This is a genomic window from Streptomyces sp. NPDC021562 (assembly GCF_040640875.1).
GTDB lineage: Bacteria > Actinomycetota > Actinomycetes > Streptomycetales > Streptomycetaceae > Streptomyces.
On sequence record NZ_JBFACN010000025.1, the window covers coordinates 52,371 to 68,937 of the forward strand.

The following is a 16,567-nucleotide window of genomic DNA, read 5'->3' on the forward strand; positions in this document are numbered from 1 at the left end:
AACCTACGGCGGCGTTCTTTCAAGACTCAAACCGATCGCGGTTTTTGTAGCGCATCCCACAGGGCAGACAGGCAACCTCCGCCCCAATTCGGACATACGAGAGCCCTGGTGGCCGACGGCCGCCAGGGCTCCGCACGCGCGCGTGGAGCTACTCCGCCGCGACGACGGTCACTTCGCCGATGCCGAGGGCCTCGACGGGCTCCCTGATCTGCGCCGCGTCGCCGACGAGGACGGTCACCAGGCGGTCCACCGGGAAGGCGTTCACGACCGCCGCGGTGGCCTCCACGGTGCCGGTGGCGGCCAGTTGCCGGTAGAGCGTGGCCTGGAAGTCGTCGGGCAGGTGCTGCTCGACCTGGTCGGCGAGGGTGCCGGCGACGGCCGCCGCCGTCTCGTACTTGAGCGGCGCCACACCGACGAGGTTCTGCACGGCGACGTCCCGCTCGGCGTCGGTGAGGCCCTCGGCGGCGAGGGTGCGCAGCACCGTCCACAGGTCGTCGAGGGCGGGGCCGGTGTTCGGGGTGTCCACGGAGCCGCTGATGGCCAGCAGGGCGGCACCGGTGCCGTCGGGGGCGGAGCGCAGCACCTGCCCGAAGGAGCGGACGCCGTACGTGTAGCCCTTCTCCTCGCGCAGCACGCGGTCCAGGCGGGAGGTGAGGGTGCCGCCCAGGCAGTAGGTGCCGAGCACCTGGGCGGGCCAGACGCGGTCGTGCCGGTCGGGGCCGACGCGGCCGATGAGCAGCTGCGTCTGGACGGCGCCGGGGCGGTCCACGATGACGACCCGCCCGGTGTCGTCGGCGGTCACCGGCGGCACCGGCCGGGGCTCCGCGGTGGAGCCGGTCCAGGCGCCCAGGGTGTCGCCGAGCAGCGCGTCCAGGTCGATGCCGGTCAGGTCGCCGACGACGACCGCGGTGGCGGTGGCGGGGCGCACGTGACGGTCGTAGAACGCCCGTACGGCGGCGGCGTCGATCTTCTCGACGGTGTCCTCGGTGCCCTGGCGCGGGCGGGACATCCGCGCGGTGGCCGGGAACAGCTCCTTGTAGAGCTGCTTGGCGGCCCGGCGGCTGGGGTTGGCCAGTTCGTGCGGGATCTCGTCGAGACGGTTGCGCACCAGCCGCTCGACCTCGCTGTCGGCGAAGGCGGGCGCCCTGAGGGCGTCGGAGAGCAGCCCGAGGCCCTTGGCCAGGCGGGAGGCCGGGACCTCCAGGCTGATGCGGACGCCGGGGTGGTCGGCGTGCGCGTCGAGGGTCGCCCCGGCCCGCTCCAGCTCGGCGGCGTAGTCCTCGGCGGAGTGCCGGTCGGTGCCCTCGGAGAAGGCCCGCGCCATGATCGTGGCGACCCCGTCCAGGCCGGCCGGTTCGGCGTCCAGGGGCGCGTCCAGGAGCACCTCCACGGCGACGACCTGCTGGCCGGGGCGGTGGCAGCGGAGCACGGTCAGGCCGTTGTCCAGGGTGGTGCGTTCGGGGGCGGGGAAGGCCCACGGCCTGGCCTCGCCCGGCTGCGGCTGGGGATGGAAGTCCATGCTGGCGAGCTCGGTCACTTGGCCGTCTCCTCATCGTTGTCGCCGGCTTCGACCGTGGCTTCGGCCTCGGGGTCCTCGGGCACGTCGGCGTCCTCGACCGCCTCCGGGGACTTGGGCTCGTAGACGAGCACCGCGCGGTTGTCGGGGCGCAGCCGGGCCTTGGCGACCTCCTGGACCTCCTCGGGGGTGACCTGGAGGACGCGCTGAACGGCGGTCAGGGCGAGCTGCGGGTCGCCGAACAGGACGGCGAACCGGCACAGTTCGTCGGCGCGGCCGGCCACGGTGCCGAGCCGGTCCAGCCACTCGCGCTCCAACTGGGCCTGGGCGCGTTCCATCTCCTCCGGCGTGGGGCCCTCCTCGGCGAAACGGGCGAGCTCCTCGTCGATGGCGGCCTCGATGACCGGCACCTCCACGTCACCGGAGGTCTTCACGTCCAGCCAGCCCAGGGACGGCGCGCCGGCGAGCCGCAGCAGGCCGAAGCCGGCCGCGACGGCCGTGCGGTCGCGTCGCACCAGGCGGTTGTAGAGCCGGGAGGACTCACCGCCGCCGAGGACGGTGAGGGCCAGGTCGGCCGCGTCGGCCGCGCGCGTGCCGTCCTCGGGGAGCCGGTACGCGGCCATCAGCGCCCGCGCGGGCACCTCCTCGACGACGACCTCGCGCAGCTGCTCGCCCATGGTCTCGGGCAGCGCGCCGTCGCGCGGGGTGGGCTTGCCGTCGTGCGACGGGATGGAACCGAAGTACTTCTCGATCCAGGCGAGCGTCTGCTGCGGGTCGATGTCGCCGACGACCGACAGGACGGCGTTGTTGGGCGCGTAGTAGGTGCGGAAGAACGCGCGGGCGTCCTCCAGGGTGGCCGCGTCCAGGTCCGCCATCGAGCCGATCGGCGTGTGGTGGTAGGGGTGGCCCTCCGGGTAGGCGAGGGCGGTGAGCCTCTCGAACGCCGTGCCGTAGGGGACGTTGTCGTAGCGCTGGCGGCGCTCGTTCTTGACGACGTCGCGCTGGTTCTCCATCGACTCGTCGTCCAGGGCGGCGAGCAGCGAGCCCATGCGGTCGGCCTCCAGCCAGAGGGCGAGCTCCAGCTGGTGGGCGGGCATGGTCTCGAAGTAGTTGGTGCGCTCGAAGCTCGTGGTGCCGTTGAGCGAGCCGCCGGCGCCCTGGACGAGCTCGAAGTGGCCGTTGCCCTTCACCTGGGCGGAGCCCTGGAACATCAGGTGCTCGAAAAGGTGAGCCAGGCCGGTACGGCCCTTGACTTCGTGCCGGGAACCGACGTCGTACCAGAGGCAGACCGCCGCGACCGGGGTCAGGTGGTCCTCGGAGAGCACCACGCGCAGACCGTTGGCCAAGCGGTGCTCGGTCGCTGTCAGGCCTCCGGAGCCTGTCTCGGCCGTGGTCGTGTGACCCATGGGCATGTACGTCCCTTCGCTCGCGGAAGCGGTCTCGAACCGCGGTTTTTCTGCCGGTCCTGCCACTGTATGCAAGCGGGCGGGGGCCCGGCGAAGTTCCCGCACGACGTACGCCCACAGCGGATCGCGTAGCCTGCGTCAGACCCGCTCCCGAACGCCGCCGGGCGGTGGAGCGGGCCGCGGAGACCGGGTCCTGACCCGGGTTGTCAGTAGGGCGGTCCACAATGGTCCGCGTCAGATCCCGTTCACGCATGAGCAAGGAGCCGGCAGCGATGGCCCGCCGCAGCACGAAGACCCCGCCGCCCGACGACTCGTTCGAGGAGAGGATCCTCGACATCGACGTCGTGGACGAGATGCGCGGCTCCTACCTCGAGTACGCGTACTCGGTCATCTACTCGCGCGCCCTGCCGGACGCCCGTGACGGGCTCAAGCCGGTGCACCGCCGGATCGTCTACCAGATGAACGAGATGGGGCTGCGTCCCGAGCGCGGCTACGTGAAGTGCGCGCGCGTGGTCGGCGAGGTGATGGGCAAGCTGCACCCGCACGGCGACTCGTCGATCTACGACGCGCTGGTGCGGATGGCGCAGCCGTTCTCGATGCGCGTCCCGCTGGTCGACGGCCACGGCAACTTCGGCTCGCTGGGCAACGACGACCCGCCGGCCGCCATGCGGTACACCGAGTGCCGGATGGCCGAGGCGACGAGCCTGATGACCGAGTCCATCGACGAGGACACGGTCGACTTCGCGCCCAACTACGACGGCCAGGAGCAGGAGCCGGTGGCGCTGCCCGCCGCCTTCCCGAACCTGCTGGTGAACGGCTCGTCGGGGATCGCCGTGGGCATGGCGACCAACATGCCGCCGCACAACCTCGGCGAGGTGATCGCGGCCGCCCGGCACCTGATCCGCTACCCGAACGCGGACCTGGACGCGCTGATGAAGCACGTCCCGGGCCCCGACCTGCCGACCGGCGGCCGGATCGTCGGCCTGGAGGGCGTCCGGGACGCGTACGAGACGGGCCGCGGCACCTTCAAGATCCGGGCCACGGTGGCGGTGGAGACGGTGACGGCCCGCCGCAAGGGCCTGGTCATCACCGAACTTCCCTTCGCGGTCGGCCCCGAGAAGGTCATCGGCAAGATCAAGGACCTGGTCAACGCCAAGAAGCTGCAGGGCATCGCCGACGTCAAGGACCTCACCGACCGCGAGCACGGACTGCGCCTGGTCGTCGAGATCAAGAACGGGTTCGTGCCGGAGGCGGTCCTGGAGCAGCTCTACAAGCTGACGCCGATGGAGGAGTCCTTCGGCATCAACAACGTGGCCCTGGTGGACGGCCAGCCGCTCACCCTGGGTCTCAAGGAGCTCCTCGAGGTCTACCTGGACCACCGCTTCGACGTGGTGCGCCGCCGCAGCGAGTTCCGCCGCACCAAGCGCCGCGACCGCCTGCACCTGGTCGAGGGCCTGCTCACCGCCCTGGTCGACATCGACGAGGTCATCCGGCTGATCCGCTCCAGCGAGAACAGCGCGCAGGCCAAGGAGCGCCTGATGGAGCGCTTCTCCCTGTCGGAGATCCAGACCCAGTACATCCTCGACACCCCGCTGCGCCGCCTCACCAAGTACGACCGCATCGAGCTGGAGGCGGAGAAGGAGAAGCTCACCGCGGAGATCGCCGAGCTGACCCGGATCCTGGAGTCGGACGCGGAGCTGCGCAAGCTGGTCTCCGCGGAACTGGCCGCCGTGGCCAAGAAGTTCGGCACCGAGCGGCGCACGGTCCTGCTGGAGGCCTCCGGTGCCCCGGCGGCCGTGGTGCCACTCCAGGTGGCCGACGACCCGTGCCGCGTGCTGCTGTCGTCCACGGGCCTGCTGGCCCGCACGATGAACGGCGAGCCCTTCCCGGCGGACACCGACGGCAGGCGCGCCAAGCACGACGTGATCGTCTCGGCGGTCCCGGCGACCGCGCGTGGCGAGGTCGGCGCGGTCACCTCGACGGGCCGGCTGCTGCGGATCAACGTGGTCGACCTGCCGCAGCTCCCGGAGACGGCCGGCGCCCCCAACCTCGCCGGCGGCGCCCCGCTGTCCGAGTTCCTCTCCCTGGAGGACGGCGAGAGCGTGGTGTGCCTGACCACGCTCGACGAGTCCTCGCCGGGTCTGGCCCTCGGCACCGAGCAGGGCGTCGTCAAGCGGGTGGTGCCCGACTACCCGTCCAACAAGGACGAGTTGGAGGTCATCACCCTCAAGGAGGGTGACCGGATCGTCGGCGCCATGGAGCTGCGCACCGGTGAGGAGGACCTGGTCTTCATCACGGACGACGCGCAGCTGCTGCGTTACCAGGCCTCCCAGGTGCGTCCGCAGGGCCGTCCGGCGGGCGGTATGGCCGGCATCAAGCTCGCGGAGGGTGCGAAGGTCATCTCGTTCACGGCCGTGGACCCGGCGGCCGACGCGATGGTCTTCACGGTGGCCGGGTCGCGCGGCACGCTCGACGACTCGGTGCAGACCACGGCCAAGCTGACCCCGTTCGACCAGTACCCGCGCAAGGGCCGGGCCACCGGCGGTGTCCGCTGCCAGCGCTTCCTCAAGGGCGAGGACTGCCTGTCCTTCGGCTGGGCCGGTCCGGTCCCGGCGAAGGCGGCCCAGAAGAACGGCACGCCGGCCGACCTCCCGGAGGTCGACCCGCGCCGCGACGGCTCCGGCGTCTCCCTGCCGAAGACGGTGTCGGTGGTGGCGGGGCCGGTCTAGACCTCGTCGACGTCACGGGCGAGGACCTCGGCGGGGTCCTGGGCGAGGGCCTCGGACGGGCCCTGCGCGAGAACTGCGCCGGGGTCCCCTGCGAGGGCCTCGTCCGGGTCGTCCGCCAGGCCCTGCACGTAGCGCAGGACGCCCCACATGCCGTGCTCGTCGGCGCCCGGGGCGTCGCTCGTGCACGCCTCCAGCTCCTTGCGGAGCGTGGCGGTGTCGATGCCGGAACCGATCAGCACGAGCTGCGTGAGCCGTTCCCCGCCCTGCTCCCAGGCCTCCGGGTAGAACCGCAGGAAGCGGCCGACGGCGTGCACGGCGTACCGGTTGCCGGTGTCGTAGGGCCCGAAGTCGACATACCCCTTGATCCGGTAGAGCCCCTCGGGCCGGCTGTCGAGGAAGGCCATGAGCCGCCGGGGGTCGAGCGGGCGGCCGGAGACGAAGGACAGACTGTCGTAGCCGGTGTGCAGATGCGCCGGGTGCTCGCCGTCCTCGTGGTGGTCACGGAGGTCGTCGAAGGACAGCTGGCCGATGCGCTCCTCACTGGGCCGGCAGTCGAACAGGAACTCGGGGTCGATACGGCCGTAGGTGGCGGGTACGACGGCGGCCGCCCGGTCGGTGAGCGACCGCACGAGCCGCAGGACGCGCTCGCCGCCCTGCCCGGCCCGGTCGAGCTTGTTCACGACGACAAGGTCCGCGAGGGCGAGGTGCCGGTCGATCTCGGGGTGTCTGGCGCGCGTGTCGTCGAACTCGGCGGCGTCCACGACCTCGACGAGGCCGCCGTAGACGATTCCGGGGTGTTCGCTGGCGAGCAGCATCCGGACGAGTTCCCGGGGTTCGGCGAGTCCGCTGGCCTCGATGACGATGACGTCGATCCCGGTGGCCGGGTCGGCGAGCCGCTCCAGGTAGAGGTCGAGTTCACCGGCGTCGACGGCGCAGCACAGACAGCCGTTCCCGAGCGAGACGGTCGAGTCCCCGAGGGCGCCGGCCACCGCCATCGCGTCGATCTCGACGGCCCCGAAGTCGTTGACGAGCGCCCCGATCCTGCTGCCTCCGCTGCGGTGCAGCAGGTGGTTGAGGAGCGTGGTCTTGCCGGAACCCAGGAATCCGGCGAGGACCACTACCGGGATCTGCCGGGGACGGTGGTGGTGCTCCAAGGGGCGGCCTCCCTGACGCGGCTGACGGCGGGCCGGTCCAGGATAGGAAACCCCCGGGACCGTGCTGCGCGCCCCCGCCGTGACCGCCGCGGGCGGTCGACGGCGTGCCGCTACCCGGCGACCCGGTCGGCGGCCTCCGGCCGGGGCCCCACGTACCGCGCCACCGGCCGGATGATCTTCGAGTCGGCCGCCTGTTCCAGGATGTTCGCGCTCCAGCCGACCACCCGCGCCGCCGCGAACGTGGGCGTGAACATCTCGCGGGGCAGGCCGCACAGTTCCATGACCACGCCCGCGTAGAACTCGACGTTGGTGTGGAGTTCGCGGCCCGGTTTCAGCTCGGCGAGGATGCTCTCCACCCGCCGTTCCACCTCGACGGCGAACTCGACCCGGGGGCCGCCGAAGCCCTGGGCGATCTCGCGCAGCAGGCGGGACCGCGGGTCCTCGGTACGGTAGACCGCGTGCCCGAAGCCCATCACGCGGTCGCCGGCGAGCACCCGTTCCCGGATCCACCCGTCGATCCGGTCCGTGGTCCCGATCGCGTCCAGGGTGTCCAGTGCCCGGCTGGGCGCGCCCCCGTGCAGCGGCCCGGACAGCGCACCGACCGCCCCCACGAGGCAGGCCGCGACGTCGGCGCCCGTCGACGCGATGACCCGTGCGGTGAACGTTGACGCATTGAATCCGTGGTCAATGGTTGAGATCAAGTACTGCTCGACGGCCCGCGCCTGCCGGGGATCGGGTTCCGAACCGGTCACCATGTACAGGTAGTTGGCCGCGTAGGGGAGGTCCGCGCGCGGTTCCACCGGTTCGAGCCCCCGCCCGAGCCGGTACAGCGCCGCGAGGAGCGTGGGTACGGCCGCGCACGCGGCGACCGTGTCGGCCCGCCGCCGGTCCGCGTCGATGTCGTACACCGGCCGCAGCCCTCTCGCCGCGCCGAGCAGGGACAGCGCGGTGCGCATCCCGGCGAGCGGTCCGGACGCACCGCTCGCCGCGGCCAGCGCGGGCAGGGCGGCCCGCACCTCGTCGGGCAGCCGTCGCAGCCCGGCGGTCTCGGCGGCGAAGGCCGCGGCGCGCTCCGGGCCCGGCAGGTCGCCGTGGACCAGGAGGTGCCAGACTTCCTCGAAACCCCGGGTGCGGGCGAGTTCCACGGCCGAGTACTGGCGGTAGTGGTAGTACCCCTCGCTCCCCCGTACGTCTCCCACTTCGGTGTCCGTGACGACGACACCGGCGAGCCCGCGCGGTACCTCGACGAGGGTCGACGCGGCCCTGTTGACGGTCATGACATGCCTCCGCTGTCCAGCCTGAACTTGATCCGACTGTCCATGCTTGACTGGTTTCCTGTCAATATTGATTGGATCAATATGCGTCGAGGCGGCTACGGTGTCGGCATGCGCGATCAACACCCTGCTCCCGACAGCTCGGCGCGGCGGCTGACCACCAAGGAGACCGCCGAACTGCTCGGCGTGAAGCCCGAGACGGTGTACGCCTACGTGAGCCGCGGTCAGCTCAGCAGCAGGCGCGAGCCCGGAGGGCGGGCCAGCACCTTCGACGCCGCGGAGGTGGAGGCGCTGGCCCGGCGCAACCGGCGGGAGACGGCGGGAGGTTCCGCCTCCCCCGGCCAGGACCTCTCGGTACGCACCCGGATCACGCTCATCGACGGCGACCGGTACTACTACCGGGGCGTCGACGCCACGGAACTGGCCGCCCACCACTCCTACGAGGAGGTGGCCGAGTGGCTGTGGACGGGCCGGATGGAGCGGGGCGCGGCCTTCGCCGCGCCGAAGGCCACGGTCTCGGTCGCCCGCCGGGCCGTGGACGCTCTGCCCGAGCACACCACCCCCACCGACCGGCTGCGGGTCGCCACCATCGCCGCGGCCGCCGAGGATCCGCTGCGCTTCGACCTGTCCGAGGAAGCCGTCCTCGGCACGGCGCGGGTACTGATCCCCACGCTCGTCGCCGCGCTGCCGCAGCAGCACCGGCGCGGGCCCGACGACGGCCCGCTGGCCCACCGGCTGTGGCGCCGGCTGACCGGCATCGAACCCACCGATGCGGCGCTGCGCGTCCTGGACACGGCCCTGGCGCTGCTCGTCGACCACGACCTGGCCGCCTCCACCCTCGCGGTGCGGGTCGCCGCCTCCGCCCGGGCCCACGCGTACGCGGCCGTGTCGGCCGGACTCGGCGCGCTCGAAGGCCCCCTGCACGGCGCCTCCAGCGGACTCGCGCACCGGCTGCTGCTCGACGTCCTCGACCAGGGCACCGCCGTGCCGGTGATCGCGGACGAGCTGCGGGCCGGCCGCCGTATCCCGGGGCTCGGCCACCGGCTCTACCAGGGCGAGGACCCACGCGCGCGCGTGCTGTTCGACCTCCTGAAGGACATTCCGCGCGCCCAGCCCGCCCTCCTCGCCGCGCGCGACATCGTGGCGACGACCGCACGGCACGCTCCGCTGCACGCCAACGTCGACCTGGCGCTGGCCGTGTTCACGGCCTCCTGCGGGATGCCGGCCACCGCGGGGGAGACCATCTTCGCCGTGGCCCGGACGGCGGGCTGGATCGCCCACACCCTGGAGGAGTACGGCGAACGCCCGCTGCGCATGCGCCCCAGCGGCCACTATGTCGGCCCCAGGCCGCCGCAGCCGCTGCCGGAGTAACCCCTTCGGCGGGTGGGCGGGCGGGGCCGGAAGTCACCGCGGGCGAAGTCAGGTTAGGCTCACCTCTGTGAGTAGGTGCGCAACCGTCTCCCGGATGCTCGACGAGCCCGTTTCCGGCACCGCCGCCACCGCGACGACGTGGCTGCTGCTGGAACAGCCGGGCCCCTGGGGTCCCAAGGCGCTCACTTCGAGCCACCTGGACCCCGCGCTCGGCCGCGCGCTGGAGGCCGCCGCCGAAGGGACCGGCGTGCGCATCGCGCTCATCCGCCGCCCCGGCCGCCACGCCGACCCCGGTACGGCCGCCGTGCGGCAGGTGTACGCGGCCCACGTGGTTCCCGGGAACCTCTGGCTGCACGGCGCCGAGACCCGGGACCCGTACCGGCTGCTGGACCTGGACCTCGCGGCGCTCGGCGCGGGCGACCACCGTTCGTTCGGCACCGCGCTGGGCGGCCGGCCGCACTGCGGGAGCCCCCTCGCCCTGGTCTGCACGAACGGCAGGCGCGACCGCTGCTGCGCCCTGCTGGGCCGCCCGCTCGCCGCCGAGCTGGCCGCCTCCGGGGTACGGGGTACCTGGGAGGTCACCCATCTGGGTGGTCATCGCTTCTCGCCGACGGTGCTCGTGCTGCCGTACGGATACGCGTACGGGCGCGCCGAGGCCCATGCCGTCAAGGAGGCCCTGCACGGCGCTCAGGAGGGCCGTGTGGTGCTGGAGGGGTGCCGGGGGTGCTCCGCCTGGGGACGGCCCGGTCAGGCGGCCGAGCTGGCCGTGCGCGAAGCGGTGGGCGAGTACGGGGCGGGCGCGCTGAGCGTCGTACGCACCGAGGGCGCGGCCCCGCGCTGGCACGTCACCGTCGACCACGCCGACGGCCGTCGCTGGCGGGTCGAGGTGGCCCAGGGCGCTTCCCTGCCGCCGCGCCCGGAGAGCTGCGGGGTCTCGGCGCTGGGGTCACCGGCCCGGATGGACGTGGTGTCGCTGCGGGAACTGCCCACGGCGTCGGCCCTCGCGAGCTGATCGTCCTCACCCCACCCGTCCCCGTTCACCCAAGAACTGGTCAAGAGATCCGCGCCACACCTCTTAATGACGGCGCGTCCGCGCACGTACCGTCGTGGTCATGAGTCCCACGCCCCCCGCACGCCGTCTGCGCCCCCGGCTGCCCCGGACGGCGTTCACGCAGGTCCTGCTGATGCAGCTGGCGATCGCCGCGGGGGTCGCGGTGCTCGCGACCGGGCTCTTCCTCGCGCCGCTCAGCAAACAGCTGGACCAGGAGGCGATGCGCCGGGCCCTGGCGATCGCCCAGACCACCGCCCAGGACCCACAGATCGCCGAGGGCGTCCTGACCACCCCGCCCAGCGTGCACGGTCCGGTGCAGCAGGAGGCCGAACGGATCCGGAAGGCCACCGGCGCGGAGTACATCGTGGTGATGGACAAAGGCGGCTTCCGCTGGTCCCACACCACGCCGTCGGAGATCGGCGGGCATGTGACGACCAGCCCCCGGGAGGCACTGGACGGCAAGGAAGTCATGCAGATCGACAGCGGCACCCTGGGCCGCTCGGCGCGCGGCAAGGTACCGCTGTACGACTCCCGGCACCGGATCATCGGAGCGGTCTCGGTGGGCATCGCCTACGACAGCGTGCGCGCACATCTGCTGAGCACGATCCCCGTGCTGTTCGCCTACGCGGGCGGCGCTCTCGCCGCCGGTGCGCTGGCCGCCTGGCTGATCTCCAGGAGGGTGCAGCGGCAGACCCGTGACCTGGCCTTCTCCGACATCTCGGCGCTGCTCGCGGAACGCGAGGCGATGCTGCACGGCATCCGCGAGGGCGTCGTCGCCCTGGACCGCGGCGGCCGCGTCCGGCTGCTGAACGACGAGGCACGGCGCCTGCTGGGCATCGGCGACGAGGCCGTCGGCCGGACCCCCGACGAGGCGCTCGGTGACGGCCGTACGACCGATGTGCTGGCCGGCCGGGTGACCGGCACCGACCTGCTCACCGTGCGCGGCCAGCGGGTCCTGGTGGCCAACCGGATGCCCACCGAGGACGGCGGCGCCGTCGCCACTCTGCGCGACCGCACCGAGCTGGAGCAGCTGGGCCGGGAACTCGACTCCACGCGTGGGCTCATCGACGCCCTGCGCGCCCAGGACCACGAGCACGCCAACCGCATGCACACCCTGCTCGGGCTGCTGGAGCTGGAGATGTACGAGGACGCGGTGGAGTTCGTCGGCGAGGTGGTCGGCGACCACCGGGTCACCGCCGAACAGGTCACCGAGAAGATCCAGGACCCGCTGCTGGCCGCCCTGCTGGTCGGCAAGGCGACCGTCGCGGCCGAGCGCGGGGTCGCCCTGTGGGTGTCGGACCGCACTCACCTGCCGGACCGGCTGATCGACCCCAGGGGGCTGGTCACGATGGTGGGCAACCTTGTCGACAACGCGCTCGACGCGGTGGCCGGCACTCCGCACGCGCGCGTGGAGGTCGAGTTGCGCACCGAGGACCGCGCGGTCGTCCTCAGGGTGCGGGACACCGGGCCCGGGATCCCGGCCGAGCACCGGGAACTGGCGTTCACCGAGGGGTGGTCCACCAAGAAACCGCCCGCGCACGGCAAGCGCGGCATCGGGCTCCCCCTGGTGCGCCGCCTCGCCGAACGGCAGGGCGGCAGCGCGTCCGTGGGCGAGGCGGACGGCGGCGGCGCGCAGTTCACGGTGGTGCTCCCCGAGGCACTGACCGAGCCGGAACTCGAACCGGTGCTCGCACCGGCCGGCGAAGAGACACGATGACCGAACGGCAGGGAAGCACGATGATCGAGGTCCTGGTCGTGGACGACGACGCCCGGGTCGCCCGCGTCAACGCCGCCTACGTCGAGAAGGTGCCCGGCTTCCACGTGGCCGGCGAGGCCCACAACGCGGCCGAGGCGCTGCACCGGCTGGAGACGCTCCCCCGTCCCGACCTGGTCCTGCTGGACCACTACCTGCCCGACGGCACGGGTCTCGCGGTGGTCCAGGAGATGCGGCGGCGCGGCCACCAGACCGACGTGATCATGGTGACGGCGGCCCGGGACGTGTCGACCGTGCAGGCGGCGATGCGTCAGGGCGCCCTGCAGTACCTGGTGAAGCCGTTCGCGTTCGCGGGACTGCGCGCCAGGCTGGAGGCGTACGCGCGGCTGCGGCGCGCCCTGGACGGTGGCGGCGAGGCCGAACAGGCCGAGGTGGACCGCATCTTCGGCGCCCTGGCCACGCCGTCCGAGCCGGAGCTGCCCAAAGGGCACTCGCCCACCACCGCCGAGTTGGTCCGCCAGTCGCTGATGAACGCCGGGAGCCCGCTGTCGGCCCAGGAGATCGCCGAGCGGACCGGGGTGAGCCGTCAGACCGCCCAGCGCTATCTGAAGCTCCTGGAACGCACGGGCCGCGCCCGGCTGACCCTCAAGTACGGCGACGCGGGCCGCCCCGAACACCGTTACGTGTGGGCGACCCGCGGCTGAGACGTACGCGTGGGCAGCCTTCTACTTGGCTGCCTTGACGAACTCCGTCGTGTACGTCTTGCTCAGGTCGACATCGTGGTTCTGGACGTTCGTGTTGAACGCCTTGAGCACCTTCTCCACGGTCTCCGGGCCGTTCTCGGGCATCACGCCGTCGTCGGTGAACATCGGCAGCGTGCTCTTGACGGACTGCGTGTAGAGGGCCTTGTTCCCCTGGGCGTAGTCGGCGGGCATCTTGGCCGCGATCTCGGCCGCGCTGTGCGTGGACATCCACTTGAGCGTCTTGACGAACGCATTGACCATCTTCTGGACGGTGTCCTTGTGGCTGTTGACCCAGTCCGTCTGCATGTACAGGCTGGAGGACGGGTACGGGCCGCCGAGCGCCTTCTGGGAACCCTCCGGCGTCCGCATGTCCAGGAGGATCTTGCCCGCCTTCTTGTCCAGGATGGTCGCCACGGTCGGGTCCGTCGTCATACCGCCGTCGATGGAGCCCTGCTGGAGCGCCGAGATGAAGGTCGCGCCCGCCCCGACGGCGACCGGCGAGAAGTCGCTGACCTTCACACCGTTCTTGACGGCAAGGTACTTGGTCAGGAAGTCGGTCGACGACCCGAGGCTGGTGATGCCGAGCTTCTTGCCCTTGAAGTCCTTGGGCGAGGTGATGTCGCCGGCCGCCTTGGTGGAGACGATCTCGACTTCGCCGGGCGCCCGCGAGAACTGCACGACGGACTCCACCGCCTTGCCCTTGGTCTGGAGGTCCAGCGTGTGGTCGTAGAACCCGACCGTGCCCTGGACCTGCCCGGCGACGAGGGCCGTCTCGGCCTGGACACCCGCGGGTTCCGTCAGCAGTTCCACGTCGAGACCCTCGGCGTCGAAGTAGCCGAGCCGCTGGGTGAGCATCGCCGGGAGGTAGATGACCTTGTCGAGGCCACCGACCATGATCTTGACCTTCGTGCCTTTGCCGTCGCCCTTGCCGGCGGAGCCGCTGGACGTCGTGCTCGCCGCGTCGTTGGCGCAGGCGGTCAGGGAGGACAGGGCGAGCAGGCCGGCAGCGGCCAGGGTGGTGTATCTGGCGGACTTGCGCATGACGTTCACGTCCTTGTGAGAGGCGGTGCGGGAGGAGAGGGCCGGGTTCAGCTGTCGGAGTCCGACGGCTTCCAGCGGAAGATGCGGCGCTCGGCGAAGGTGAGCAGCCCCTCGGCGGCGAGCGCGACGACGGCGAGGATGACCATCGCGGCGTACACACCGGCCGAGTTGAACGTGCCCTGCGACTGCGCGACGAGCAGGCCGATGCCCTTGGTGGCGCCGATGTACTCGCCGACGATGGCGCCGATGAGGGCGAAGCCGAAGCTGACGTGGAGGCTGGTGAAGATCCACGAGGTGGCGGACGGGATGACCACCTGGAGGGTCACCCTGCGGTCGCTCGCGCCCAGGATCCGGGCGTTGGCGACCAGGTTGCGGTCGACCTCGCGGGCACCCTGGAAGGCGTTGAAGAACACCGGGAAGAACACCAGGACCACGGCCGAGGCGACCTTGGAGGAGGCGCCGAGCCCGAACCAGATCACGAAGATCGGGGCGAGCACGATCCTGGGGATCGAGTTGAGCACCTTGATGTACGGGCCGAGGACGTCGGCGAGGAACGCGATCCGTCCCAGGGCGATACCGAAGACGACACCGGCGACCACACCGATGACCCAGCCGAGCAGCGCCTCGTAGAGCGTGTACCAGATCTGCTCGCCGAGGGAACCGAGCGCGGTGCCGTGGGTCACCCAGGTCCAGATCTGCTCCCAGATCTTCGACGGCATCGAGAAGTTGAACGGGTCGATGACGCCGGCCCGGGAGAGGACCTCCCACAGGCCGAGGACGGCCACCAGGAGCAGCACCCGCACGGCGTACACGATCGACTTGCGTCTGCGGGCGGCCTGGGCCCGCGTCCGGGCACGGTCCGGGGTCTTGGCCGTGTCGACGACCGGTGTGCTGAGGACGTCAGGCGACATGGGCGGCGCCCCTCTCACGGGTGATGCGGACCTCTTCGCCGAGGGACTCCCAGATCTCGCGGTAGATCTCGATGAACCGCGGCTCCAGACGCACCGACTCGACCTTGCGGGGACGGGGCAGGTCGATGTCGAAGACCTGCTTGACGGTCGCGGGCCCGGCGGTCATGACGACGACCTTGTCGGCCAGCGCGATGGACTCCTCCAGGTCGTGGGTGACGAACACGACCGAGGCGCCCGTGCCCTCCCACAGCTCCAGGAGTTCGTCCGACATCAGCGCCCGGGTCTGCACGTCGAGCGCGGAGAACGGCTCGTCCATGAGCAGGATCTCGGGGTCGTTGACGAAGGTCGCGGCGAGCGCCACCCGCTTGCGCTGGCCGCCGGAGAGCTGGTGCGGGTAGCGGTCCTCGAAGGCGGCGAGACCGACCCTGGCCAGCCAGGCGCGGGCCTTCTCCTTCGCCTCCGCCTTCGGCACGCCCCGGAAGCGGGGTCCTGCCATCACGTTGGACAGCACGGTCCGCCAGGGGAAGGTGGCGTCCTGCTGGAAGACGAAACCGACCTTGTCCCCGACCCCGGCGACCGGTCGGCCGGCCACCAGCACATCGCCCTCGGTGGGCTCCTCCAGCCCGCTGACCAGCGTCAGCGTCGTGGACTTGCCACAACCCGTCGGCCCCACGACGGCCACGAACTCACCACGTCCGACGGTGAGGTCGAGGTCGCGGACAGCCGTGTGCAGACCCCCCGACGGGGTCTTGAAGATCTTGCTCGCGCCCCGCAGCTCGATGGCGGGGCTGGTGTCTGCGCTCATGGGCCGGGACGGTAGGTGTGGCACGGACCACAGCAGCAGTCTTCTGGGCGCAAGCCGTTCTTTTGCTCGCAAGCACCTGTTGTGCTCATTTTGCGCGCGCTACAACTGCGCAGACGAAACACGGGCTTAACGCTCGCCGGCCTTGAAGGAGAGGCCTGATGATTGACGTCCTGGTGGTCGACGACGACTTCCGCGTCGCTGAGATAAACGCCAAGTACGTGGGGAAGGTTCCCGGCTTCCGGGTGGCCGCCCGCGCGCACAGCGCTGCCCAGGCGCTGGCAGCCGTGCAACGCGGCACCATCGACCTGGTCCTGCTGGACCACTATCTGCCGGACGAGACCGGCCTCGAACTCGTCCACCGGATGCGGGAACAGGGCCATGGCACCGACGTCATCATGATCACGGCGGCCAGCGACGTCACCACCGTCCAGCAGGCGATGCGCCTGGGCGCCCTGCACTATCTGGTCAAGCCGTTCACCTTCGCCGCGCTGCGCACCCGCCTGGACTCCTACGCGGCACTGCGCCGCACCGTCGACCGGGTCGGCGGCCGGGGCCTGACCGGGCAGGAGCAGGTCGACCGGATCTTCGGCGCCCTGCGCACCTCACCCGCCCCGTCGGCACCGGGTCTGCCCAGCGGCCACTCCGAACCCACCACGGACCTCATCTGCGGGGTCCTGCACAGCGCCGACCATCCGCTCTCCGCCCACGAGGTGGCCGCCGAGACCGGCCTGAGCCGCTCCACCGCCCAGCGCTACCTCCGTCATCTGGAACAGGCGGGACGGCTGCGCCTCTCCCTGAAGTACGGCGACACCGGCCGTCCGGAACACCGGTACGCCTGGGTGGCGCCGTAGG

At 71.6% G+C, this 16,567-nt stretch carries 13 protein-coding genes; 6 read left to right on the forward strand and 7 right to left on the reverse strand.

Translation table 11 applies throughout. The features are described from left to right. Positions 1–148: 148 nt before the first annotated feature. Together AB0G52_RS31685 and AB0G52_RS31690 are read right to left on the reverse strand one after the other, a co-directional pair. On the reverse strand, positions 149–1,537 hold the full coding sequence (locus tag AB0G52_RS31685; protein ID WP_132893551.1) for a pitrilysin family protein: 1,389 nt from the start codon (positions 1,535–1,537) through the stop codon (positions 149–151). Then, entirely contained in the window at positions 1,534–2,928 is a 1,395-nt protein-coding gene (locus AB0G52_RS31690; RefSeq protein ID WP_132893552.1) for a pitrilysin family protein, read from the reverse strand. Before AB0G52_RS31690 ends, AB0G52_RS31685 begins: the two co-directional genes overlap by 4 nt. Positions 2,929–3,194: 266 nt before the next feature. Between AB0G52_RS31690 and AB0G52_RS31695 the strand changes: the two genes are divergently transcribed. Further along, entirely contained in the window at positions 3,195–5,651 is a 2,457-nt protein-coding gene (locus tag AB0G52_RS31695) for a DNA topoisomerase IV subunit A (protein ID WP_132893647.1), read from the forward strand. Here the strand turns inward: AB0G52_RS31695 and AB0G52_RS31700 are convergent. Both AB0G52_RS31700 and AB0G52_RS31705 read right to left on the reverse strand, forming a co-directional pair. Then, entirely contained in the window at positions 5,648–6,805 is a 1,158-nt protein-coding gene (locus AB0G52_RS31700; protein ID WP_361341024.1) for a GTP-binding protein, read from the reverse strand. The two genes, AB0G52_RS31695 and AB0G52_RS31700, sit on opposite strands and share 4 nt — an antisense overlap. Positions 6,806–6,915: 110 nt before the next feature. Continuing rightward, entirely contained in the window at positions 6,916–8,082 is a 1,167-nt protein-coding gene (locus tag AB0G52_RS31705; RefSeq protein WP_361341027.1) for a citrate synthase, read from the reverse strand. A 108-nt stretch (positions 8,083–8,190) separates the two neighbouring features. Here AB0G52_RS31705 and AB0G52_RS31710 point away from each other — a divergent pair, with 108 nt between their 5' ends. The 4 genes from AB0G52_RS31710 (at position 8,191) to AB0G52_RS31725 (ending at position 12,919) form a co-directional block, all read left to right on the forward strand. Next, positions 8,191–9,450 carry a citrate synthase gene (locus tag AB0G52_RS31710; RefSeq protein ID WP_361341030.1) on the forward strand — a complete coding sequence of 420 codons (1,260 nt, stop codon included), beginning with the start codon at positions 8,191–8,193 and terminating at the stop codon, positions 9,448–9,450. A 67-nt stretch (positions 9,451–9,517) separates the two neighbouring features. Continuing rightward, the gene (locus tag AB0G52_RS31715) at positions 9,518–10,462 is read left to right on the forward strand and encodes a sucrase ferredoxin (RefSeq protein WP_361341033.1); all 945 of its coding nucleotides are present in this window, start codon (positions 9,518–9,520) and stop codon (positions 10,460–10,462) included. 100 nt (positions 10,463–10,562) lie between these two features. Beyond that, complete coding sequence (locus tag AB0G52_RS31720; RefSeq protein ID WP_361341036.1) at positions 10,563–12,218, forward strand: sensor histidine kinase; 1,656 nt, start codon at positions 10,563–10,565, stop codon at positions 12,216–12,218. A 20-nt stretch (positions 12,219–12,238) separates the two neighbouring features. Beyond that, entirely contained in the window at positions 12,239–12,919 is a 681-nt protein-coding gene (locus AB0G52_RS31725; protein ID WP_132893648.1) for a response regulator, read from the forward strand. A 21-nt stretch (positions 12,920–12,940) separates the two neighbouring features. On the opposite strand, the gene AB0G52_RS31730 is transcribed toward AB0G52_RS31725, so the two are convergent. Genes AB0G52_RS31730 through AB0G52_RS31740 form a run of 3 tightly spaced genes read right to left on the reverse strand, consistent with a single transcriptional unit; the run spans position 12,941 to position 15,715 of the window. Further along, complete coding sequence (locus AB0G52_RS31730) at positions 12,941–13,999, reverse strand: ABC transporter substrate-binding protein (RefSeq protein WP_361341039.1); 1,059 nt, start codon at positions 13,997–13,999, stop codon at positions 12,941–12,943. A 47-nt stretch (positions 14,000–14,046) separates the two neighbouring features. Further along, positions 14,047–14,910, reverse strand: coding sequence for an ABC transporter permease (locus AB0G52_RS31735; RefSeq protein ID WP_132893565.1), 864 nt, complete (start codon positions 14,908–14,910; stop codon positions 14,047–14,049). After that, positions 14,900–15,715, reverse strand: coding sequence for an ABC transporter ATP-binding protein (locus AB0G52_RS31740; RefSeq protein WP_358979549.1), 816 nt, complete (start codon positions 15,713–15,715; stop codon positions 14,900–14,902). Before AB0G52_RS31740 ends, AB0G52_RS31735 begins: the two co-directional genes overlap by 11 nt. A 158-nt stretch (positions 15,716–15,873) precedes the next feature. Between AB0G52_RS31740 and AB0G52_RS31745 the strand changes: the two genes are divergently transcribed. Next, entirely contained in the window at positions 15,874–16,566 is a 693-nt protein-coding gene (locus tag AB0G52_RS31745; RefSeq protein WP_361341043.1) for a response regulator, read from the forward strand. The last annotated feature ends 1 nt before the right edge of the window (position 16,567 follow it).

Bases quoted from the DNA above. Each gene is read 5' to 3' on its own strand.
- AB0G52_RS31690 (WP_132893552.1), bottom strand. From the start codon at position 2,928: ATGCCCATGGGTCACACGACCACGGCCGAGACAGGCTCCGGAGGCCTG.
- AB0G52_RS31695 (WP_132893647.1), top strand. From the start codon at position 3,195: ATGGCCCGCCGCAGCACGAAGACCCCGCCGCCCGACGACTCGTTCGAG.
- AB0G52_RS31705 (WP_361341027.1), bottom strand. From the start codon at position 8,082: ATGACCGTCAACAGGGCCGCGTCGACCCTCGTCGAGGTACCGCGCGGG.
- AB0G52_RS31710 (WP_361341030.1), top strand. From the start codon at position 8,191: ATGCGCGATCAACACCCTGCTCCCGACAGCTCGGCGCGGCGGCTGACC.
- AB0G52_RS31720 (WP_361341036.1), top strand. From the start codon at position 10,563: ATGAGTCCCACGCCCCCCGCACGCCGTCTGCGCCCCCGGCTGCCCCGG.
- AB0G52_RS31725 (WP_132893648.1), top strand. From the start codon at position 12,239: ATGATCGAGGTCCTGGTCGTGGACGACGACGCCCGGGTCGCCCGCGTC.
- AB0G52_RS31730 (WP_361341039.1), bottom strand. From the start codon at position 13,999: ATGCGCAAGTCCGCCAGATACACCACCCTGGCCGCTGCCGGCCTGCTC.
- AB0G52_RS31735 (WP_132893565.1), bottom strand. From the start codon at position 14,910: ATGTCGCCTGACGTCCTCAGCACACCGGTCGTCGACACGGCCAAGACC.
- AB0G52_RS31740 (WP_358979549.1), bottom strand. From the start codon at position 15,715: ATGAGCGCAGACACCAGCCCCGCCATCGAGCTGCGGGGCGCGAGCAAG.
- AB0G52_RS31745 (WP_361341043.1), top strand. From the start codon at position 15,874: ATGATTGACGTCCTGGTGGTCGACGACGACTTCCGCGTCGCTGAGATA.